The following is a 19,992-nucleotide window of genomic DNA, read 5'->3' on the forward strand; positions in this document are numbered from 1 at the left end:
CGGCGCGCGTCGCGCGATGCGGTGTCCGAACCGCTTTTGCGCGCGGCGCGCACCGTGCTAGAATCCGCTCCTCATTGGGGAGTAGCCGCTCCGCTCGATGTCCCGCGCCACCGGCGCGCATCGTGACGGAGGCGTCCGTCAACAGACTTGGCCGTTCGGCCATGGCGGGCGCAGCCACCGAAGGCCTGGCGAGACCGATGGTTCACAGTGCGCCGCATCAGGGCCCGGCGCGCCGTGGATCGTCGCTCGCACGCATAACGACAGGCCCGTGGAACCCCCCGTACGTGACCCAAGCCTTCCTGATCTCCACCGGCGCCGTCGCCCTCGCAGAAATCGGCGACAAGACGCAACTGCTTTCCCTCGTGCTCGCCGCGCGCTACCGCAAGCCCGTTCCGATCATTCTCGGCGTGCTGGTCGCGACGCTCGTCAACCACGGATTCGCGGGCGCGCTCGGCGAATGGCTCGGCGCGCTCGTCACGCCGTCGATCATGCGCTGGGCGCTCGCGTTCTCGTTCATCGGGATGGGGCTGTGGATCCTGGTGCCGGACAAGCTCGACGCCGACGAAGCCAACGCGAACCGCTCGCGGCTCGGCGTGTTCGGCGCGACCCTGGTCGCGTTCTTCCTCGCCGAAATGGGCGACAAGACCCAGATCGCGACCGTCGCGCTCGCCGCGCGCTTCCAGGATTACATCGGCGTCGTCGCCGGCACGACGTTCGGGATGATGCTCGCGAACGTGCCGGCGATCCTGCTCGGCGACCGCTTTGCGCACCGCCTGCCGACGAAGGTCGTGCACGGCATCGCGGCCGTGCTGTTCGTCGTGCTCGGCGTGCTCGCGCTGTTCGGCGTCGGGGCATGACCCGCGCGGCGCCGTGGCCGGCCGGCGGCCGCGACGCCACAACCGCCGCTACTTGACCGCCGCCGCGCCCGACGCCGGCGCGGCCGACACCGCGCGCTCGTTGGCCGCCGGCGCGGCCGGCCCGCCCTTCTTGTCGACCGGCAGCCGCACCGTCCTGACCGCGCCGTTGCCGAGCGGGAAATCGGCGAGCGCGCTGCGCGCGAGGAACGGCATCGCATACAGCAGCACCCCGTTGTCGCCGGTCGTGCGCGCGGTCACGTTATAGACTTCCTTGCCCGTCGCGCGCTCGGTGATGCGGATGCCGAGCGTGTAGTCGAACACCTGGTAAGTCTGGTTCACGTAGCCGGCCGGGAACGGCCCCCAGGGCCCCCACGGGCCCCACGGCCCGCGCCGCCAGTACGGCCCCGGGAACCAGGGGTCGTAATAGACCGGCGTCGGCACCGCCACCAGGTCGCTGCCGACGCCGTAGGTCAGCCCGACCAGGTAGCGGGCGCTCGCCTGCGGCACCTGGCGGAACGCATACGAGGACAGCTCGCCGGCAACGATCGGCTCGTAGGTCGACTGCTCGATGCTGTTCTTCTGCGCGTCGCTGCGCGTGAAGGCATAGGTGCGTGTCGCGTCGCTGCCGCTCCAGTCGGAGAAGGCCGTGACCTGCGTCGTCACGTAGCTGGTGCAGCCCGCCAGCAGCGCCACGCACAGCGCCGCCGCCCAACCCGCACCGCGAAAAATCCGTTCGCATCTCATGATCGTCCTCGTCAATCCGTCACCCGCCCGTCGCGTCGCGCGAAACGGTCGGGATGCCGATAATACGCGGACTGTCCGAAACGGTAAAAAGTTCGCACGGCACGCAAACTCAAGCCTTTGTACAATGGGCCGATTCGCCGGGCCCGCGCCGCGCGCCCGATCCCGATTCCACCGACCTCGACGACCATGTCCGACAACGCCTCCTCCACCGTGATCCGCCGCGCCGACTACACGCCGCCGGCGTTCCTCATCGATTCCGTCGCGCTCGAATTCGACCTCGCGCCGGCCCGCACGATCGTCAGGAACACGATGCGCGTGCGCCGCAATCCCGACGCCGCGCCCGCCCCGCACCTGGAGCTGATGGGCGAAGCGCTCGAATTCGTCGGCGCATCGCTCGACGGTGCGCCGCATGCGGCCGTGCGCGCGCACGAGCGCGGGCTGACCATCGAGAACGTGCCCGACGCGTTCGAGCTGACGCTCGACAGCGCCTGCGCACCCGACCAGAACACGACGCTGTCGGGCCTGTACGTGTCGAGCGGCAACTTCTTCACGCAGTGCGAGGCCGAGGGCTTCCGCCGCATCACCTATTTCCTGGACCGTCCCGACGTGATGGCGTCGTACACGGTGACGCTGCGCGCGGACAAGGCCGCGTACCCGGTGCTGCTGTCGAACGGCAACCTGGTCGATTCCGGCGAGTTGCCCGACGGCCGCCACTTCGCGAAGTGGGAAGACCCGTTCAGGAAGCCGAGCTACCTGTTCGCGCTCGTCGCGGGCAAGCTCGTCGCGATCGAGGAAAAGATCACGACCGGCTCCGGCAAAGAGAAGCTGCTGCAGGTGTGGGTCGAGCCGCAAGACCTCGACAAGACCCGTCACGCGATGGATTCGCTGATCCACTCGATCCGCTGGGACGAGCAGCGCTTCGGCCTCGAGCTCGATCTCGACCGCTTCATGATCGTCGCGGTCGGCGACTTCAACATGGGCGCGATGGAAAACAAGGGGCTCAACATCTTCAACACGAAGTACGTGCTGGCGAATCCCGAAACGGCGACCGACACCGATTTCGCGAACATCGAGTCGGTGGTCGGCCACGAGTATTTCCATAACTGGACCGGCAACCGCGTGACCTGCCGCGACTGGTTCCAGCTGAGCCTGAAGGAAGGCCTGACGGTGTTCCGCGACCAGGAATTCTCGGCCGACATGGCTGCGGGCGACGACGCGAACTCGGCGGCCCGCGCGGTCAAGCGCATCGAGGACGTGCGCGTGCTGCGCCAGCTGCAGTTCGCCGAGGACGCGGGCCCGATGGCGCATCCGGTGCGCCCGGAAAGCTACGTCGAGATCAACAACTTCTACACGATGACCGTCTACGAGAAAGGCTCGGAAGTCGTGCGGATGTACCAGACGCTGTTCGGCCGCGACGGCTTCCGCAAGGGGATGGACCTGTACTTCAAGCGCCACGACGGCCACGCGGTCACCTGCGACGATTTCCGCCACGCGATGGCGGACGCGAACGGCCGCGACCTCGCGCAGTTCGAGCGCTGGTACAGCCACGCCGGCACGCCGCGCGTGACGGTGAAGACCGCGTATGACGCGGCCGCGCGCCGCTACACGCTGACCCTCGCGCAGGGCTTCGGCGACGCATCGCCCGCCGCGCGCGAAACGCAGAAGGGTCCGCTCCTGATTCCGTTCGCGATCGGCCTGATCGGCCGCGACGGCCGCGACCTGCCGCTGCGCCTCGACGGCGAGACGGCCGCCGCCGGCACGACGCGCGTGCTCGAATTCACCGACGCCGAACAGACCTTCACGTTCGTCGACGTGCCGGACGAGCCGCTGCCGTCGCTGCTGCGCAACTTCTCCGCGCCGGTGATCGTCGAGTACGACTACAGCGACGACGACCTCGCGTTCCTGCTCGCGCACGACAGCGATCCGTTCAACCGCTGGGAAGCGGGCCAGCGCCTCGCGACCCGCGCGCTGCTGACGCTCGCCGCGTGCGCAGCCGCAAACGAGCCGCTCGCGCTCGGCGAGAATTTCGTCGCAGCGTTCCGCCGCGTGCTGACCGACGACGCGCTGTCGCCCGCGTTCCGCGAGCTCGCGCTGACGCTGCCGTCCGAAACCTACCTCGCCGACCAGATGGCCGAGTCCGATCCGGCCGCCGTGCATCGCGCGCGCCAGTTCGTGCGCCGCCAGCTCGCGACTGCGCTGCGCGCGGACTGGCTCGCCGCATACGACGGCCAGCAGACGCCGGGCGCCTATGAACCGACGCCGGACGCCTCCGGCCGCCGCGCGCTGAAGAATCTCGCGCTCGCCTACCTCGCCGAGCTGGAAGACCCGGCCGACGCGGTGCGCATCGCGAGCGCGCAATACGACGCGTCGAACAACATGACCGATCGCGCGGCCGCGCTGGGCGCGCTGCTGTCGGCCGCCGCGGCGGGCGCGAACGAACCGGCCGAGCGCGCGCTCGCCGACTTCTACCGGCGCTTCGAAAAGGAAGCGCTGGTGATCGACAAGTGGTTCGCGATGCAGGCGGCGCAACGCGGCACGCCCGCGCACCCGACGCTCGACAAGGTACGCAAGCTGCTCGCGCATCCGGCGTTCAACCTGAAGAACCCGAACCGCGCCCGCTCGCTGATCTTCAGCTTCTGCGCGGCGAACCCCGCGCAGTTCCACGCGGCGGACGGCTCGGGCTACGCGTTCTGGGCCGAGCAGGTGCTGGCGCTCGACGCGATCAATCCGCAGGTCGCCGCGCGCCTCGCACGCTCGCTCGAACTGTGGCGCCGCTTCACGCCCGCGCTGCGCGAGCGGATGAAGGCCGCGCTCGAGCAGGTCGCCGCCGGCGCCAAGTCGCGCGACGTGCGCGAGATCGTCGAGAAGGCGCTCGCATAACGCGCGCGACGCATCGCCTGCCGCTGCGACCAAGCCGGCGCCGCTCGATGCGGCGCCGGCTTTTTTTTGTCGGCTCCACACCGGCCAGGCTCGGGCGGGGCCGCCGCACGGGCGCGTCGCGTCCATGTAACCGGACGAAAAAAGGCGGCGGCGCGACGGGCGTGCCGGGTAAAATTGACGCAATTCAAGGATTCATTTGGCCTCTCGGAGTCTGTCATGTCCATTGCCCGCCGCACCACGCTGTCCAAGTTTCTGATCGAACAGCAGCGTGAGACCAACAACCTCCCCGCCGACCTCCGCCTCCTGATCGAAGTCGTCGCCCGCGCATGCAAGGCGATCAGCTACAACGTGCAGAAGGGCGCGCTCGGCGAAGCGCTCGGCACCGCCGGCAGCGAGAACGTCCAGGGCGAGGTGCAGAAGAAGCTCGACATCCTGTCCAACGAAATCCTGCTCGACGCCAACGAATGGGGCGGCAACCTCGCCGCGATGGCGTCCGAGGAAATGGAAACGTTCTTCCCGATCCCGTCGAACTACCCGCGCGGCGAATACCTGCTGGTGTTCGATCCGCTCGACGGCTCGTCGAACATCGACGTGAACGTATCGATCGGCACGATCTTCTCGGTGCTGCGTTGCCCGGACGGCCAGCAGGCGACCGAGCAGTCGTTCCTGCAGCCCGGCACGCAGCAGGTCGCGGCCGGCTACGCGGTATACGGCCCGCAGACGGTATTCGTGCTGACGACCGGCAACGGTGTGAACTGCTTCACGCTCGATCGCGAAGTCGGCTCGTGGGTGCTCACGCAGAGCAACATGCAGATCCCTGCAGAGACGCGCGAATACGCGATCAACGCATCGAACGCGCGCCACTGGTATGACCCGGTGAAGCGCTACATCGACGAACTGAACGCCGGCAAGGACGGCCCGCGCGGCGACAACTTCAACATGCGCTGGATCGCCTCGATGGTCGCCGACGTGCACCGGATCCTGAACCGCGGCGGCATCTTCATGTACCCGGCCGACAAGCGCACGCCGGACCGCCCGGGCAAGCTGCGCCTGATGTACGAAGCGAACCCGATGTCGTTCATCGTCGAACAGGCCGGCGGCGCCGCGACGACGGGCACGCAGCGCATCATGGAAGTGCAGCCCACCGGCCTGCACCAGCGCGTGCCGGTGTTCCTCGGCTCGAAGAACGAAGTCGAGCGCGTGACCGGGTATCACACCGAAGGCAAATAAATTTGCATCGAAGCACTGGACGAAGGCGCGCGACCTCAGTAGAATCGCGCCTTCGCGATGCGGCCCTCACAAGCCGCATCGTAGTGAAGTGAAAGCGGCAAGCCCGCCGGATCGACGGTTTCGCGAAGTAGAAGCAGCAGCAAGCTGAAAAAATTTCGCAAAACCTATTGCCAAGATCTCGGACTTGACCATATAATTTCATTTCTCTGCTGCCGGTGTAGCTCAGTTGGTAGAGCAGCGCATTCGTAATGCGAAGGTCGTAGGTTCGACTCCTATCTCCGGCACCAAGACATAAAGGCCTGACGAGTAATGCTCGTCAGGCCTTTTCTTTTTTCCGACCCACGTTCGTGCAACACCGCGTGCGCCCGTTCTCCCTCTCATTCAGCCTGCGCTACGCAGCCGCGTGATTGCCGCTGCGACACCTTGCCGTGCGCCACGTTGCGGCAGCCGCCGCTCAGCCAGCATCGCTCCCGACACCGCTCTCCTCTCCCACGCACCACGCCCGGTGAGCCGGCGAATCTGCTGGAAAAAGCGTTTAAGCGTGCATAACATTACTTAACGATTCCGACCCGCCTATCGCGTTACATTGCGAAGGCGGCGCGGCGGGTCGCACTGTCGCCTTCAAGCAGCATGCGGCAGAACAGCCGGCGTCCGGTCATTTCGACTCAAACACAAGGAGAGGATCACCATGACTCATGGCTTGATAATGTGGCTCATCATCGGCGCGATCGCCGGCTGGCTTGCCGGCGTGCTCGTCAAGGGCGGCGGCTTCGGGCTCATCGTCGACATCATCGTCGGGATCGTCGGCGCGGTCATCGGCGGATGGCTCGCGGGGCTGCTCGGCATCCATATCGGCAGCGGCTTCGTCGGCTCCGTGATCATCGCGGTGATCGGCGCGGTGATCCTGTTGTTCGTGATCCGGCTGTTCAGGCGAGCGGCCTGACGATCTTCTCGCGCGCCTTCGGGCGCGTTTTCGTTTCTGGCCCACCGAGACGCGGCGCGCAGCCCTTCGCGCGCCGCCGTCCTCGTCAGCGGCCGTTGCCGTGCCGCAGCCAGCCGTCCAGCACGTCGGACGTCAGCAAGCCGCTGCGCGCGTCGCGCGCGCCATCGCGGCCGATCCACACGGTGCGCGGCAGTTCCCCGCGCCATCCCGCATCGAGCGCCGCGCGCAGGCGTTCCGGCATCGCGTCGGCGTTCGCGTACTGCGCGACGTGCGACGGCAGGTTCATCTGCGCGAGCGCCTGCTCGATCGCCGCACCGTTCTCGTCGTACGCATCCATCGCGATCATCGCGACGCGCACCTCCGGATGACGGCGCTGCCACGCGACGAGATGCGCGGCGTTCTCGCGACAGTAGCCGCAGTCGAGCGACCAGATCTCGACGGCGAGCGGCCGCTCATGCGCGCTCGCGTACAGCGTCGCGACCTCGGCCGCACGCAGCGGCTGCAGCTCGCCGGCCCATGCCGGCACGCTCGCGAGCAGCGCGCCGAGCGCCACGATCCACCCTCGCTTCATTGCCCGCCCTCCACCGCGATCAGGCGATAACCGTCATTGCGCGTGCGCCACGACAGATAGACACGCCCCGCGTCGTCGAGCAGTTGCGGGTTGTCGCTTGCGCCCGACGTCGATGCGATCACGCGCGGGTCCGACCAGTGCGCGCCGCGATCGTCCGAGCGGCGCAGCTTGATCTGCATCGTGTCGCCGTCGAACGCTTTCCACGCGAGCCACACGACGTCGCCGCGCGCGACGAGCGCCGCATGCGACGCCTGCTCGCCGGGCGCGGCCGGATTCGCGCCGAACGCCCAGGCGGCGCCGAGCGGCTGCCCGTCGGCGCCGATCCGCGAATAGAACACATCGGCGCGACCGTCGACGACGCCGAACCATGCGAGATGGCGCGTGCCGTCGGCCGTGATCGCGAGCGCCGGACCGTGATCGGGACACGCCTCGACGTGCCAGTTCGAGAACGTCGCGCGCAGCGGCGCAACCGGCTCCGATGCCGCGATCGGCAGCACCGCGAGCGCATGATCGCGGATCTGCCCGGGGAACACGTTGCGCCACGCGGCCTCGACGCGCCCGGCCGGATCGATCGCCATCGCGATCCGGCAGCACTCACACGTGTGGTCGGCGACCTTGCGCTCGGGCTCGAACGACGCGCCGCCGTCGCGCGACACCGCGTAATAGACGGCCGCGCCGTCGTACGCCTGCCCGGCCGCCTTCGCCGCGCCCAGGTCGCGCTTGTCGATCCACGCCAGATGGATCCGGCCCGCCGGGTCGACCGCCATCATGTCGAAGCGGTGCGTGATCATCTGCCGGTCGCGGTGCACGGTGATCGGCACGCTCCACGTCGCGCCGCCGTCGAGCGAGCGCGAGAAGCGCACCATCCCCGTGTACGGCGCGTCGAGCGGCATCGACCACGATACGTAGATCGCGCGGCCGTCCGGGCTCGTCGCGACCTTCGGGCGATTCTCGGCGCTCGTATAGATCGGCTCGGGCATCGCGTTGACGGTGACGGGCGCCGACAGCGTGCGGCCCGCGTCGTCGGAATGCGCGACGACCACATGCTCGCCCTCCACCCACGCGACCCACAGCCGATGCCGCTTGTCGAACGCAGCGCCCGTCGCGAGCGGCTGCTTCTGCGGTGCGGGCGCCGTCTGCGCGCCCATGTGCGCGGCATGCGGATCGGCAGGCTTCGCCGCCTCATGCGCACCGGCGACCGACAGCGCCGCGAGCCAGAGCGCGCAGCCTGCCGCGAACGATTTCACAGCGACCATTTCAGCTCTCCAAAGAAAGTACGGCCCGGATACGGGTGGAACACGTAGTAGCGGCGGTCCGTCAGGTTGTCGATGCCGACCGACGCGACCCAGTGCCGGTCGAAGCGGTAGCGCGCCTTCAGGTCGACGACCGTGAACGCGCTGGTGCCGCCGTAGACGCCCGGATTCACGTCGCTGTTGTCGAGCGTGTTGAACTGACGCCCGGAATAGCGAACGCCGACGCTCGCGAGCCAGTGCTCGTCGAAGCGGTACGACGCGAGCAGATTCGCGCGCATGCGCGGAATGCGTGGAAACCGCGAGCCGACATACGCAGGATTCGCCGCGTCGGACAGGATCTGCGCATTGCTCGCCGACACGTTCGCATCGACGTCGAACCCTGTCAGCCCGACGTTCTGGCCGCTGAACGCCAGTTCGACGCCGCGCACGCGAACGCGATCGACGTTCGAGGTGTTTGTGACCGTCGACGCGCCCGACACCGTCGTCTGGCTGTAGATCGAATCGCGCAGGTCGCTCTGGAACACGCTCGCGCGCACGACGCCGACGCCGACGTCGCGCTCGGCCGTGAAGTCCCAGTCGATCGCCTTTTCCGGCCGCAGGTTCGGGTTGTTGTTGACGATCGCGTTGTTCGAGATCGAGCCCTGGAACATCTCGCCGACCGTCGGAAAACGCGTGCCGGTCGCGAACGACAGGCGAAAGCGCCAGACGTCCGTCGCATCCCACTGCAGCGCGGCCTTCGGCGACAGCGCATTCGCGCTGCGATCCGCATAGCCGAACGTGCCGCTCGCGTTGCCGAGCGCGCCGCCGTAAGCGTCCCAGCGCTCGTAGCGCAGGCCGAGCGTCGCGAGCCATCCCGGCGCGAAGCGCCACGCGTCCTGCGCGAACAGTGCCTGCGTGCGCGTGTCGCCGCGATAGACGCTCGCGAGCGACGTGGTCGGCCCGGCCTGCCAGTCAGCCGTGTTGAATGTGACGTTGCGCAGGAAATAGTTGTCGTAGTGATAGCCGAACATGAAGGTATGCCCCTTCAGCTCCGGCGCTTCCGCCTTCAGGTCGAGCGTGCGCCAGTCGGTGCCGTCGCCCTGGAACTGCGTGCCCGGGCCGCCCTGCGCGGTCGACGCCGCGCGCAGCACGTCGCGCGACACGTCGTACGCGGACACGACGCCCGACAGCCGCCAGCCGGAATCGAGCCGCGCGTTCAGCCCGAGCGCGTACAGCCAGTTCTCCTGGTCGCCGCGCTGCGGCGCGAATGCGCTCGGCGCAACGGTCATGTTCTGCCCGCCGATCGACACGTTGCCGCCGTACACCGGGTTGCCCGCCGCGTCGCGCAGAAAGGTCTCGCCGTGCTGCCGGTAGTGGTTCTCCCAGTGGCCGAGCGTGAGCGTCGCGTCGACGTGATCGGTGAACGCGTAGCCCATCCGCACCGTCTCGTTGATCTGCTCGGTGCGCTCGATCGACTGCGCGCCGACGATCGTGCGCGGCCTGCCGTTCGGCCCGATGTCGGTCGCGGCGCCGGTGACCGGCACCGCGCGGCCGAGCTTCGGGTTGTAGCTCGCGTTCGGGCTCGCATACTGCATCGGCTGCCCGTTGTTTTCGAGGCGGTCGAGCGACAGCGCGAACCAGAAGCGGCCGACGCGGTTCGCGATCCGCGCGGTCTGGTGGTTGCCGCCCAAGCTGTCGGCGAACCCGTATCCGTCGCGGTAGCGCTGCGTGAAGAACTGCGTCGACAGCGACGCCTCGAGCCGCTCCGGCCGGCGGGTCGTAAGCAGCACGGTCGAACCGATCGCGTTGCCCGGATACAGCGCGGAAAAGGGGCCATAGAGCACGTCGACCCGCGCGATGTCGTCGGGCGGGATCAGCGACCAGCGCGGCGGGTATGCATAGCTCGAACCGAGCAGGTTCGACAGCAACAAGCCGTCGGCATAGACGAGCCCGCGCGCGCTTTGCAGCTCGTTGAAGTCGCGACCTGCGAACACCGCGTTGCGGTCGCCGATGTAGCGCTTGCGCACCATCAGGTTCGGCGCGTACTTCAGCGCGTCCTCGGTGTTGACGTTGGTGTGCGCGTCGATCCGGTCGCGCGAGATCGATTCGACGACAGCCGGCGTGTCGGGGTCGACGGGCTGCCGCTGCGCGGTCACGCTGACGGCGGTGAGCGTGTCGCCGGTCGGCGTGGGTGCGGGCGTGGGCACGGCAGCGGACGGCGCGCCGTCGGCGGACACGCGCGTCGCGCCGGAGGTCGGATCGGCGGACGCGCCGTCGATCGGGGCCGCTTGCGCGAGCGGCCATGCGAAAGCGGCCGCGCAGGCAAGCGCGACCCGGCCGCGCGACGGCCGCGCGGCGAAGGTGAACGACATGGATCAATTCCTGAAAACGTGACCGAATGCCGCAGCACGCGAGCGCACGCAGCGCGCGCGTGAGGCGTGGCGCGCGGAACGCGCCCGCGGGCGGCACGCGCGCCGTCGAGGCGCGCGGACGATATCAATCAGATCGGGACGATTTCAGGCGGCGCGCGCGGCTGCGCGAGTCGGATAGGCTGCCCGGGACGATCGGGCACGACAGGTGCGACGGCCCGGTAGGCGAACGCGCGCACGAAGCCGGGCAAGACAGGCACGCTGGTGGCGAGCGCGACGTTCGACGCGAAGCCCGGGCAGTACACGCAATGCGGCACGCCCGCATGATCGAACGACGCCGCGCCCTGCTCGTCGGCGGACGGTGCGAACACGACGCGGTGGGCGCCGGCCGCACTGCACAGCTCGAGCGGAAGCGCGCCGGAACCGCTCGCCGCGACGCGCGCGTAGCCGACGACGGGCGACAGTACGTTCAGTACCAGCGCCAGCCAGACGAGGCCGATCCATCGCGTCGTTCGTTTCATCGCGGTCCAGGAAAAGTGCGCGCAAGTATAGCAAGCGGACCGATCGTTGCCGATCCTGCGCGGCGCAATAGTCGGCATCGGACAGCGCGCGCCAACGCATGTGCCGCGAATACAACAGAGACAAAATCTAACGATTCGTTGCTGGCATAAATCTGAGCACGAGGCTGATAATCATTGAACCCGTTGGAGAAACGATCATGGACGAAAAGCCGATCCGCATGCCGCCGCCGGAGCAAGTGATGAGCCCGGACCCGGAACCCGTTGGCGTGGAATTCCTCGCCGAGCTGCCCGAGCACGTGCGGGCGTTCTTCGACGAGCAGCACAAGCTGTACTCGCCGAAGTGAACGAGCGTTCCGCTCTGTAACCGTCGCGTGTCGATCGAGATCGTGCGGTTTCTCGCTGCGTTTCGTGCGCAGATCGCTTTGCACCCGGGCTGCAACGGCCTGACGGTGCCGGTTCGGCGCGTCCGCTGAATATCCGCTGTCGCGTCGCCACGCCGCGCGACTGTCTTCGTCTATTCTTCTGTTTTTCCCGCCACGGCCCCTGCGGCCACTTCCGAACGTCCCGATGAAACAAGCCATTCGTGCCAGCCTCGCTGTCGCCACGCTGGGTGTCGCATTCCTTTCGGCGCCGCCCGCAGCGCGCGCAGACGGCGACGATACGGCGCTGACCAATCTCGTCGCGCTTGCCTCTCAGCGCCTCGCGCTCGCCGAGCCGGTCGCGCGCTGGAAATGGGCGAACGGCAAGCCGATCGAGGATCGCCCGCGTGAAGCGGCGCTGCTCGCGTCCGTCGAGAAGCGCGCGACGCAGGCCGGCATCGATCCGGCATTCGCCCGACGGTTCTTCGAGGACCAGATCGCGGCCAGCAAGGACGTGCAGAACGCGCTGTTCGCGACGTGGCGGGCCACCCGGCCGCCCGAAGGCACGCCGCCCGATCTCGCGACCAGCACACGCCCGAAGCTCGACCGGCTCACGCAGAAGATGCTGGCCGCGCTCGCGCAAGCCGCGCCGGTACGCGACGCACCGGATTGCCAGGCGCGGCTCGCGCGCAGCATCGCCAACTGGAAGGCGCTGACGCGCTACGATTCGACGCGTACGCAGGCGCTCGGCACCGCGCTGTCTCATGTGTGCGCGGCGGGCGGCGCAAGCGCGATCGGCTGACCGGCCGCCACGATCGCAGGCAGCCGCGCGCGATTCTCAGTCGGCTGCCGCGAACGCCGCCAGCGGGATCAATTGGAGGCCGCGCGCGAGATAGGTCTGCAACAGACGCTGCGTATGGGGCTCGAACGCGCCGTCCGTGCCGTCCGCCGCGAGCCGCGCGGCTGCGTCGAGCGTCTCCACCGCGCCGAGGTAGCGCCAGCCTTCGATCACGTGGAACAGCCGGCGCTCGCCGTGCGCCTCGAACGCAACCGCACCGTCGAACGGCCACGGCGCATCACCGGCACGTACGGCCGCAGCCGTGGGTCGCCGGTTGTATGCCGGGCGCAGGCGCGCAATCCACTGCGCTTCGGCGAGCATCGCGCCGAGTTCGTTACCGGTCTCCCGCCACTCGACGCGCCGTACCTGCTGGGCGAGCCGCAGTTCCTTCGACGAGCGCCGCTCGCCGGTCAGCAGTGCACGCAGCCGCTGCCGCACCCGCACGCTGCGCCCGACATAGAGCGGTTCGTCCGCTTCGCCGAACAACGCATAGGCGCCGCATCCCGCCGGCGCGGTGTCGAGCCACGCCTCGGTCAGTCCGCCCGCCAGACGGAAATGGCGGGTCGTACGGGTGATCTGGTCGCGCAACCGCTCGAGCGGCACGGTCTCGTGCAACTGGCGCCAGAACTGCCACAGCAGGTCGGCATCCGCGAGCGCCCGGTGCCGCGCGGACGGCACGAGTCCGTGCCGCTGGATCAGCGCGTCGAGCCCGTGCCGCGATTCGCGCGGGAACAGCGCGCGCGACAAGCGCACGGTGCACAGGACGTCGGGATTGAATGCCAGCCCGATGCGCTCGAACTCGGCGCGGAGGAACCCGCGGTCGAAGCTGGCGTTGTGTGCGACGAACAGCTTGCCGTCTAGCCGCTCGAACAGCGCGGGCGCGAGCGATGCGAACGACGGCGCATCGCGCACCATCGCATCCGAAATGCCGGTCAGTTGCTGAATGAACGGAGGAATCGGCTGCCCGGGATTGACGAGCGAGGTCCACGTCGACACGCCGAGCGGGCCGATTTCGACCACGCCGATTTCGGTGATGCGGTGCTCGGCGGACGAGCCGCCGGTGGTTTCGAGGTCGACGAAGACGAGCGGCTGTTCGCTGGCAGGATCGGACGGATAAAGGTCGGACATGAAGAGACGGGAGAAACGATGCTTCCGCGAGTATGCACCGGCGCGGGTGTCGCGGGCCAGTGCAACCGAAATCGATCCGCCCGTCGACCGTTTTCGCGGCCGGAAAAGCAAAAAGCCCCCGACGAAGCGGGGGCTCGGACGTGATCGGCAATGCGCGGTGCGTCAGATCGCCTGGATATTCGCAGCCTGCTTGCCTTTCGGCCCGACTTTCACGTCGAAGGAAACACGCTGATTTTCCTTCAGCGTTTTGAAGCCATCCATCTTGATTTCGGAAAAGTGCGCAAACAGATCCTCACCGCCATTGTCTGACGTGATAAAACCGAAACCTTTAGCATCGTTAAACCATTTCACGATACCGGTATCCATACCTTCGTTCCCCACTCGATTTGATCAAAATAGCTACCATTTATAGCCGCTTCCCGAACACCCGTAACAGCGTGCCGATTCCCAATGGGCGCTGCGTCCGGGGACGGAGTGCTGACTTTATAAATTGGACGATCGAGGCGCGTCAAGCAAATTTTTAACGCCCTCTTTATCAAAATCACATCAATGCCATTGGAATGGGCACACACTCGTCTTCTATTAACTAATTCGCGCCAAAACCCTGTCAATATTACCGGGCATGGAGCACCGTTAATCGAAATGATGAAAAACATACCGGGGTCGAATCATGCCGGTAAAATCCTCGGGGTTTTTTCCGGTTGCGCAAGCCGCGCCACGTTGCGATGCTGGAGTCACGCAATTGGAGGAGAAAGTCATGTGGCTGGACGGAATCAAGCGCTTCGCGAGCCGGCTCGGCCGCGGCCGCCGAAAGTCGCGCGCCCTTGCCGACCCTGCACGTGAACAACCTTGCGAGGCCGAATTCGATACGACCTGGCATGGCGACCACTGGCAGAACCTGCTGGCGTCGCCGCTCGATGCGCGTCACTACGTGATGGAAGACTGGACGTACACGCCGCCGCAGGCGCAAACCAACGACGCGGAACCGGCTGCGAGACGCAAGCGACGCTCGTACTCGTAGCGGCGCGGGAGAAGCCGCGGGGAAGGACAGGAACGACGGGCAAAAAAAAGCGCGACTGGAAAGTCGCGCCGACAAAGGTTTGGAGATCTTTTCCGTCAACGAAAAAGTCTGCTTCGGAAAGCAGAAATCGCAGTATAGCGACATAACATCCTTTCATTATCCATGCTCCGCACAAACCTCTATTGCCGATGTGTCAATAATCGGATTGTTTGCGCGGTGGCGTTGGCAGTGTCGCGACGGCGCAACGTCAGTACGCACTGCTGACGACTGCAATCGTATGTTGCGCCGCCGCAATGCCCGGATAATCGGGGCACTCCGCCCGCGCGACGATTCTTGCGCCATCCTAAATACAGTATTGCGGCACGCGCTTCTCTACCGGAGCCACGGCGCTTCATACACTACAAAACGGATTGGTGACTGAGCGGCCGCTGCCCCGCATGTCGCGCGCGTACCGCTCGATGGCGATGCGCGCGACAGCCCACTGCCGCTTCGATCGACAACAATCGTTTGGAGACAGATCATGAAAAAGACGCTGATCGTTGCCGCATTGGCCGGCATTCCCGCGACCGCCGCGCACGCGCAAAGCAGCGTCACGCTGTACGGCCTGATCGACGCCGGCATCACGTACACGAATAACCAGGGCGGCCACAGCGCCTGGCAGCAATCGACCGGCTCGGTCAACGGCAGCCGCTGGGGCCTGCGCGGCGCCGAAGACCTCGGCGGCGGCCTGAAGGCGATCTTCACGTTGGAAAACGGCTTCGGCATCAATAACGGCACGCTCAAGCAGAACGGCCGCGAATTCGGCCGTCAGGCATTCGTCGGGCTCTCGCACAGCGTGTACGGCTCGGTCACGCTGGGCCGCCAGTACGACAGCGTCGTCGACTATCTCGGCCCGCTGTCGCTGACCGGCACGCAATACGGCGGCACCCAGTTCGCGCACCCGTTCGACAACGACAACCTGAACAACTCGTTCCGGATCAACAACGCGGTCAAGTACCAGAGCGCGAACTACAACGGCCTGAAGTTCGGCGCGTTGTACGGCTTCTCGAATTCGAGCAATTTCGCGAACAACCGCGCGTACAGCGTCGGCGCGTCGTACAGCTTCATGGGCTTCAACGTCGCGGCCGCATACATGCAGTTGAACAACAACGTGAACGGACTGGCGCAGGCGGTCAGCGATCCCGGCGCAGTCGCGGGCGACTGGACGTTCGCGGCCAGCCGTCAGCGCACCTGGGGCGCGGGCCTGAACTACTCGTTCGGCCCGGCAACGGCCGGTTTCGTGTTCACGCAGACGCGCCTCACCGATTCGGCCGGCATCAGCGCCGGACAGTCGGGTGTGTCGCGCGGCATCGCGCTCGCGGGCGGCACCCGCTTCAACAACTATGAAATCAACGGCCGCTATGCGCTGACGCCGGCACTGTCGCTCGCCGGCTCGTACACGTACACCGACGGGCGCATCGTCGGCCAGTCGCCGAAATGGCACCAATTCAACCTGCAGGCCGCCTACGCGTTGTCTAAGCGCACCGACTTCTATCTGCAGGGCGAATACCAGCGCGTCAACGCGGACGGCTTGGCGATCGGCGCGAACATCAACGGACTCGGCAGCGCGTCGTCGACGAACAAGCAAATCGCCGTCACCGCGGGTATGCGCCACCGCTTCTGAACCATCGCAGCCGTCACGGGCGCTGGCCGTGCGGGCGCCGCGGACGTCGATACGCATCACTGCGACGCCGCACGCCGCTACCCGCTCATGCGTCGTCCCGCGCCGGATAGCGCACGTCGAGCACGTCGATCGGCTGCGGGCCGGCGGGCGTCATCAGCGTGACGGTGTCGCCGATCTTCGCCTTCAGCAGCGCGCGCGCGACGGGCGAGATCCAGCTCACGTGACCGTGGTCGAGATCGACCTCGTCGATGCCGACGATCGTGATCGTGTGTTCCTCGCCGTCCGGCGTCGCATAGTCGACGGTCGCGCCGAAGAACACCTGGTCGGTGTTCTCCTGCCGGCTCGCGTCGACCACTTCGGCGATGTCGAGCCGCTTCGTGAGGAAACGGATGCGCCGATCGATCTCGCGCAACCGCCGCTTGCCGTAGATGTAGTCACCGTTCTCGGAGCGGTCGCCGTTCGACGCCGCCCACGACACGAGCCGCACGACTTCGGGCCGCTCGGCGTCGATCAGGTTCAGCAGCTCGTCCCTGAGGCGCTTGTGCCCCGCGGGCGTGATGTAGTTCTTCGAGCCCGCCGGGATCGCCGTCTGGGCCTGGTCGAGATCGTCGTCGTCGCCGTCCGACTCTTTCACAAACGCCTTGTTCATGATGCTGATTCGATACGTGAATGACTGATGCCCCAAGGGTACACGAACGCGGGCATGCAAGATCAGGCGACATTTTTTGCGAATAAGGCTTCCCTTTTTACGCGACCCTGCTATAATCCCTTTTCTGCGTGCGGCTGTAGCTCAGTTGGATAGAGTACTTGGCTACGAACCAAGGGGTCGTGGGTTCGAATCCTGCCAGCCGCGCCACCATTTTCGAGGGCCTTCCGAATCGAAGGCCCTTTCAGTTCGATGCAGTACCGTTTTGCGTGCGGCTGTAGCTCAGTTGGATAGAGTACTTGGCTACGAACCAAGGGGTCGTGGGTTCGAATCCTGCCAGCCGCGCCACTTTTTTGGGGGCCTTCCCACCGTAGAAGGTCCCGACAGTTGAAGTAGTACCGCTTTGCGTGCGGCTGTAGCTCAGTTGGATAGAGTACTTGGCTACGAACCAAGGGGTCGTGGGTTCGAATCCTGCCAGCCGCGCCACTTCAGAAGGGCCTTCCTCCGGGAAGGCCCTTTTTTCCTTTCCGCTCCCTTCTTCGACTTCCCTTCCGTCGCCCCAAAGAAAACGGCGGCCCGTGGCCGCCGTCTCGACTCGCCGCAACCGTGCAGCGTCAGTAGTCCTGCCGCTCGCGCTCGATCCGCATCCCGCCGTCGTGACGCGCATGCGCGCCGTCGTCGGTCGAACGCTCGCGCATGATCCGCATCACGTCCGGATTGGTCCGCACGCGCCGCATCACGTTCGCAAGGTGGACGCGGTCGCTGACCTGGATCACGAAGCGCAGCACCGTCGACTCGTGCGTGAGGTCCTCGTCCATCGCGATGTGGACGATGTTCGCGTCAGCCGACGTGATGTCCGCCGCCACGCGCGCGAAGATCCCCTTCGTGTTCTTCACGAGCGCCTTCACCGCGACGTCGAACAGGCGCCCCGGCTGCGGCGCCCATTCGACGTCGATCCAGCGGCCCGGATCGCGCCGGTGGATGCGCTGCGCAACGCGGCAATCGGTCGTATGAATCGCCATCCCCAAGCCGATGCCGATATAGCCCATGATCGCGTCGCCCGGAATCGGCCGGCAGCACGCGGACAGCTGCACCGACATCCCTTCGGTGCCGGTGATCACGACCGGCGGCGCATGATGCGCGGCATGACGCTCGGCCTTCGGCAGGTCGTCGTCCGCGTCGCGGCCGCTCATCAGCACCTCGATGCGCTTGGCCATCACCGCGGCGACGCGGCGGCCGAGGCCGATGTCCGCGAAGATTTCCTGGCGGCTCTTGTTGCCCGTCCACTGCACGAGCTTTTCCCATACTTCCGGCGTGACGTCCGCAAGCGCGAGACCGTAGCCCTTCAGGCTCTGGTCGACGAGCCGCTCGCCGAGCTGCACCGATTCGTTCAGGCGCATCGTCTTCAGGTAGTGACGGATCGCCGAACGCGCCTTGCCGGTGCGCACGAAGCCGAGCCATGCGGGATTCGGCTTCGAATACGGCGCGGTGATCACCTCGACGATGTCGCCGCTCTTCAGCTCGGTGCGCAGCGGCAGCAGCTCGTTGTTGATCTTCACGGCGACGCACTGGTTGCCGAGATCGCTGTGGATCGAATACGCGAAGTCGAGCGCCGTCGCGCCGCGCGGCAGCGCCATGATCTTCGACTTCGGGGTGAACACGTAGACCGCATCCGGGAACAGGTCGATCTTCACGTGCTCGAGGAATTCGCTCGAATCGCCGGCCTCGCTCTGGATGTCGAGCAGCGACTTCAGCCACTGGTGCGCGCGCTTCTGCACGTCGTTGAGATCCGCGCCGCCGTTCTTGTACAGCCAGTGCGCGGCGACGCCCGCCTCGGCGATCTCGTGCATCTTGCGCGTGCGCACCTGGAACTCGATCGGCGCGCCGAACGGGCCGACGAGCGTCGTGTGCAGCGACTGGTAGCCGTTGATCTTCGGGATCGCGATGTAATCCTTGAACTTGCCCGGCACCGGCTTGTACAGCGCATGCAGCGCGCCGATGCACGTATAGCAGTCGAGCGGATTCTCGACGACGACGCGAAAGCCGTACACGTCGAGCACCTGCGAGAACGACAGCTGCTTGTCGCGCATCTTCCGGTAGATGCTGTAGATCGTCTTTTCGCGGCCGGTGATCTCGGCGTCGATCTTCGCGTCGGCCATCGCACGCTGCGCGGCCTCGAGGATCTTGCTGATCACCTCGCGTCGATTGCCGCGCGCGGCCTTCACCGCCTTCTCGAGCGTCGCGTAGCGATGCGGGTTGAAGTTCGCGAAGCTCATGTCCTGCAGCTCGCGATAGGTATTGTTCAGACCAAGCCGGTGCGCGATCGGCGCGTAGATGTCGAGCGTTTCGCGCGCGACGCGGCGGCGCTTTTCCATCGGCACCGCGCCGAGCGTGCGCATGTTGTGCAGACGGTCGGCGAGCTTGACGAGGATGACCCGCACGTCGCGCGCCATCGCGAGCAGCATCTTGCGGAAGTTTTCCGCCTGCGCTTCCTCGCGGCTGCGGAATTCCATCTTGTCGAGCTTGGACAGCCCGTCGACCAGTTCCGCGACCTTCGGCCCGAACCGTTCGGCCAGCTCGCTCTTGGTCACGCCCTGGTCTTCCATCACGTCGTGCAGCAGCGCGGCCATGACCGCCTGCGCGTCGAGCTTCCAGCCGGCGCAGATTTCCGCGACGGCGACAGGATGGGTGATGTAGGGTTCGCCGCTCTGGCGATATTGACCGAGGTGGGCTTCGTCGCTGAAGTGGAACGCCGCCTTGACCTCTTTGATTTCTTCCGGCGCCAGGTATTCGGCAAGCGCGGCGGTCAGTTTCGCGATCGAAACGACGCCGTGCTTGCGCGGCTGCTCCGGCGTGGCGGTCGGCCCGAACAGATGCCGGAACGACTGTTCGAGGACCGCGTCGATGTACTGGCGCGCAGGCGATTGTGCCGTGGCTTCGGTGGTCGGATCCGCGGAGGCGGACGATGGGGTGGTGCTCATATTCGCCTC

17 protein-coding genes, 4 tRNA genes and 1 riboswitch are annotated in these 19,992 nt (G+C 66.6%); of the genes, 12 read left to right on the forward strand and 9 right to left on the reverse strand.

Annotated features, from left to right (window positions below):
• Nucleotides 1-64: 64 nt before the first annotated feature.
• Nucleotides 65-203: riboswitch (yybP-ykoY riboswitch) on the forward strand.
• 81 nt (nt 204-284) lie between these two features.
• Entirely contained in the window at nt 285-857 is a 573-nt protein-coding gene (locus WJ35_RS07060; RefSeq protein ID WP_010091713.1) for a TMEM165/GDT1 family protein, read from the forward strand.
• A gap of 48 nt (nt 858-905) precedes the next feature.
• Here the strand turns inward: WJ35_RS07060 and WJ35_RS07065 are convergent, their stop codons facing one another.
• A complete protein-coding gene (locus tag WJ35_RS07065) occupies nt 906-1,601 on the reverse strand; it encodes a DUF4136 domain-containing protein (RefSeq protein WP_060231243.1) in 696 nt (231 codons plus the stop codon).
• A 186-nt stretch (nt 1,602-1,787) separates the two neighbouring features.
• Between WJ35_RS07065 and pepN the strand changes: the two genes are divergently transcribed.
• From pepN to WJ35_RS07085, 4 genes are all read left to right on the forward strand, one after another.
• Nucleotides 1,788-4,481, forward strand: coding sequence for an aminopeptidase N (gene pepN, locus WJ35_RS07070; RefSeq protein ID WP_069238961.1), 2,694 nt, complete (start codon nt 1,788-1,790; stop codon nt 4,479-4,481).
• Between the two features lie 216 nt (nt 4,482-4,697).
• The gene (locus WJ35_RS07075) at nt 4,698-5,711 is read left to right on the forward strand and encodes a class 1 fructose-bisphosphatase (protein WP_069238962.1); all 1,014 of its coding nucleotides are present in this window, start codon (nt 4,698-4,700) and stop codon (nt 5,709-5,711) included.
• A gap of 211 nt (nt 5,712-5,922) precedes the next feature.
• Nucleotides 5,923-5,998: transfer RNA gene (locus WJ35_RS07080), tRNA-Thr, on the forward strand.
• Between the two features lie 401 nt (nt 5,999-6,399).
• Complete coding sequence (locus tag WJ35_RS07085; RefSeq protein ID WP_060231403.1) at nt 6,400-6,654, forward strand: GlsB/YeaQ/YmgE family stress response membrane protein; 255 nt, start codon at nt 6,400-6,402, stop codon at nt 6,652-6,654.
• An 85-nt stretch (nt 6,655-6,739) separates the two neighbouring features.
• Here WJ35_RS07085 and WJ35_RS07090 read toward each other — a convergent pair whose 3' ends face one another.
• The 4 genes from WJ35_RS07090 to WJ35_RS07105 form a co-directional block, all read right to left on the reverse strand.
• On the reverse strand, nt 6,740-7,225 hold the full coding sequence (locus WJ35_RS07090; protein WP_069238963.1) for a TlpA family protein disulfide reductase: 486 nt from the start codon (nt 7,223-7,225) through the stop codon (nt 6,740-6,742).
• Nucleotides 7,222-8,481 (reverse strand): sialidase family protein, encoded by a 1,260-nt coding sequence (locus WJ35_RS07095; RefSeq protein WP_069238964.1) that lies wholly within the window; start codon nt 8,479-8,481, stop codon nt 7,222-7,224. The genes WJ35_RS07090 and WJ35_RS07095 overlap by 4 nt, the downstream gene beginning before the upstream one ends.
• Entirely contained in the window at nt 8,469-10,829 is a 2,361-nt protein-coding gene (locus tag WJ35_RS07100; protein ID WP_069238965.1) for a TonB-dependent receptor, read from the reverse strand. The genes WJ35_RS07095 and WJ35_RS07100 overlap by 13 nt, the downstream gene beginning before the upstream one ends.
• 128 nt (nt 10,830-10,957) lie before the next feature.
• Nucleotides 10,958-11,347 (reverse strand): DUF2946 domain-containing protein, encoded by a 390-nt coding sequence (locus tag WJ35_RS07105; RefSeq protein ID WP_069238966.1) that lies wholly within the window; start codon nt 11,345-11,347, stop codon nt 10,958-10,960.
• A gap of 197 nt (nt 11,348-11,544) precedes the next feature.
• On the opposite strand from WJ35_RS07105, the gene WJ35_RS31780 reads away from it, so the two are divergent.
• Both WJ35_RS31780 and WJ35_RS07110 read left to right on the forward strand, forming a co-directional pair.
• A complete protein-coding gene (locus tag WJ35_RS31780; protein WP_010091699.1) occupies nt 11,545-11,691 on the forward strand; it encodes a hypothetical protein in 147 nt (48 codons plus the stop codon).
• A 223-nt stretch (nt 11,692-11,914) separates the two neighbouring features.
• Entirely contained in the window at nt 11,915-12,508 is a 594-nt protein-coding gene (locus WJ35_RS07110; protein ID WP_069238967.1) for a chorismate mutase, read from the forward strand.
• A 36-nt stretch (nt 12,509-12,544) separates the two neighbouring features.
• On the opposite strand, the gene WJ35_RS07115 is transcribed toward WJ35_RS07110, so the two are convergent.
• Together WJ35_RS07115 and WJ35_RS07120 are read right to left on the reverse strand one after the other, a co-directional pair.
• The gene (locus WJ35_RS07115) at nt 12,545-13,672 is read right to left on the reverse strand and encodes an exonuclease domain-containing protein (protein WP_069238968.1); all 1,128 of its coding nucleotides are present in this window, start codon (nt 13,670-13,672) and stop codon (nt 12,545-12,547) included.
• Nucleotides 13,673-13,834: 162 nt separating this feature from the next.
• Nucleotides 13,835-14,038: a cold-shock protein gene (locus WJ35_RS07120; RefSeq protein ID WP_010091695.1), complete on the reverse strand. Its 204-nt coding sequence runs from the start codon at nt 14,036-14,038 to the stop codon at nt 13,835-13,837.
• Nucleotides 14,039-14,429: 391 nt separating this feature from the next.
• On the opposite strand from WJ35_RS07120, the gene WJ35_RS07125 reads away from it, so the two are divergent.
• The gene (locus WJ35_RS07125) at nt 14,430-14,693 is read left to right on the forward strand and encodes a hypothetical protein (RefSeq protein WP_069238969.1); all 264 of its coding nucleotides are present in this window, start codon (nt 14,430-14,432) and stop codon (nt 14,691-14,693) included.
• A 520-nt stretch (nt 14,694-15,213) separates the two neighbouring features.
• Nucleotides 15,214-16,356 carry a porin gene (locus WJ35_RS07130; protein ID WP_069238970.1) on the forward strand — a complete coding sequence of 381 codons (1,143 nt, stop codon included), beginning with the start codon at nt 15,214-15,216 and terminating at the stop codon, nt 16,354-16,356.
• 85 nt (nt 16,357-16,441) lie between these two features.
• Here the strand turns inward: WJ35_RS07130 and greB are convergent, their stop codons facing one another.
• Complete coding sequence (greB, locus tag WJ35_RS07135) at nt 16,442-17,005, reverse strand: transcription elongation factor GreB (protein WP_069238971.1); 564 nt, start codon at nt 17,003-17,005, stop codon at nt 16,442-16,444.
• A gap of 130 nt (nt 17,006-17,135) precedes the next feature.
• Between greB and WJ35_RS07140 the strand changes: the two genes are divergently transcribed.
• The 3 genes from WJ35_RS07140 to WJ35_RS07150 all read left to right on the forward strand — a co-directional run bounded on the left by WJ35_RS07140 (nt 17,136) and on the right by WJ35_RS07150 (nt 17,488).
• A tRNA-Arg gene (locus WJ35_RS07140) sits at nt 17,136-17,212 on the forward strand.
• Between the two features lie 61 nt (nt 17,213-17,273).
• Nucleotides 17,274-17,350: transfer RNA gene (locus WJ35_RS07145), tRNA-Arg, on the forward strand.
• A gap of 61 nt (nt 17,351-17,411) precedes the next feature.
• A tRNA-Arg gene (locus WJ35_RS07150) sits at nt 17,412-17,488 on the forward strand.
• 128 nt (nt 17,489-17,616) lie between these two features.
• On the opposite strand, the gene WJ35_RS07155 is transcribed toward WJ35_RS07150, so the two are convergent.
• A complete protein-coding gene (locus WJ35_RS07155) occupies nt 17,617-19,983 on the reverse strand; it encodes a RelA/SpoT family protein (RefSeq protein ID WP_029226455.1) in 2,367 nt (788 codons plus the stop codon).
• Between the last annotated feature and the right edge of the window lie 9 nt (nt 19,984-19,992).

Source organism: Burkholderia ubonensis (assembly GCF_001718695.1).
Classification (GTDB): domain Bacteria; phylum Pseudomonadota; class Gammaproteobacteria; order Burkholderiales; family Burkholderiaceae; genus Burkholderia; species Burkholderia ubonensis_B.

Coding starts and splice junctions, on each gene's coding strand:
- WJ35_RS07125 (WP_069238969.1), top strand. CDS start 14,430: ATGTGGCTGGACGGAATCAAGCGCTTCGCGAGCCGGCTCGGCCGCGGC.
- WJ35_RS07090 (WP_069238963.1), bottom strand. CDS start 7,225: ATGAAGCGAGGGTGGATCGTGGCGCTCGGCGCGCTGCTCGCGAGCGTG.
- WJ35_RS31780 (WP_010091699.1), top strand. CDS start 11,545: ATGGACGAAAAGCCGATCCGCATGCCGCCGCCGGAGCAAGTGATGAGC.
- WJ35_RS07065 (WP_060231243.1), bottom strand. CDS start 1,601: ATGAGATGCGAACGGATTTTTCGCGGTGCGGGTTGGGCGGCGGCGCTG.
- WJ35_RS07155 (WP_029226455.1), bottom strand. CDS start 19,983: ATGAGCACCACCCCATCGTCCGCCTCCGCGGATCCGACCACCGAAGCC.
- WJ35_RS07100 (WP_069238965.1), bottom strand. CDS start 10,829: ATGTCGTTCACCTTCGCCGCGCGGCCGTCGCGCGGCCGGGTCGCGCTT.
- WJ35_RS07120 (WP_010091695.1), bottom strand. CDS start 14,038: ATGGATACCGGTATCGTGAAATGGTTTAACGATGCTAAAGGTTTCGGT.
- WJ35_RS07110 (WP_069238967.1), top strand. CDS start 11,915: ATGAAACAAGCCATTCGTGCCAGCCTCGCTGTCGCCACGCTGGGTGTC.
- greB (WP_069238971.1), bottom strand. CDS start 17,005: ATGAACAAGGCGTTTGTGAAAGAGTCGGACGGCGACGACGACGATCTC.
- pepN (WP_069238961.1), top strand. CDS start 1,788: ATGTCCGACAACGCCTCCTCCACCGTGATCCGCCGCGCCGACTACACG.
- WJ35_RS07085 (WP_060231403.1), top strand. CDS start 6,400: ATGACTCATGGCTTGATAATGTGGCTCATCATCGGCGCGATCGCCGGC.
- WJ35_RS07095 (WP_069238964.1), bottom strand. CDS start 8,481: ATGGTCGCTGTGAAATCGTTCGCGGCAGGCTGCGCGCTCTGGCTCGCG.
- WJ35_RS07075 (WP_069238962.1), top strand. CDS start 4,698: ATGTCCATTGCCCGCCGCACCACGCTGTCCAAGTTTCTGATCGAACAG.
- WJ35_RS07105 (WP_069238966.1), bottom strand. CDS start 11,347: ATGAAACGAACGACGCGATGGATCGGCCTCGTCTGGCTGGCGCTGGTA.
- WJ35_RS07115 (WP_069238968.1), bottom strand. CDS start 13,672: ATGTCCGACCTTTATCCGTCCGATCCTGCCAGCGAACAGCCGCTCGTC.
- WJ35_RS07130 (WP_069238970.1), top strand. CDS start 15,214: ATGAAAAAGACGCTGATCGTTGCCGCATTGGCCGGCATTCCCGCGACC.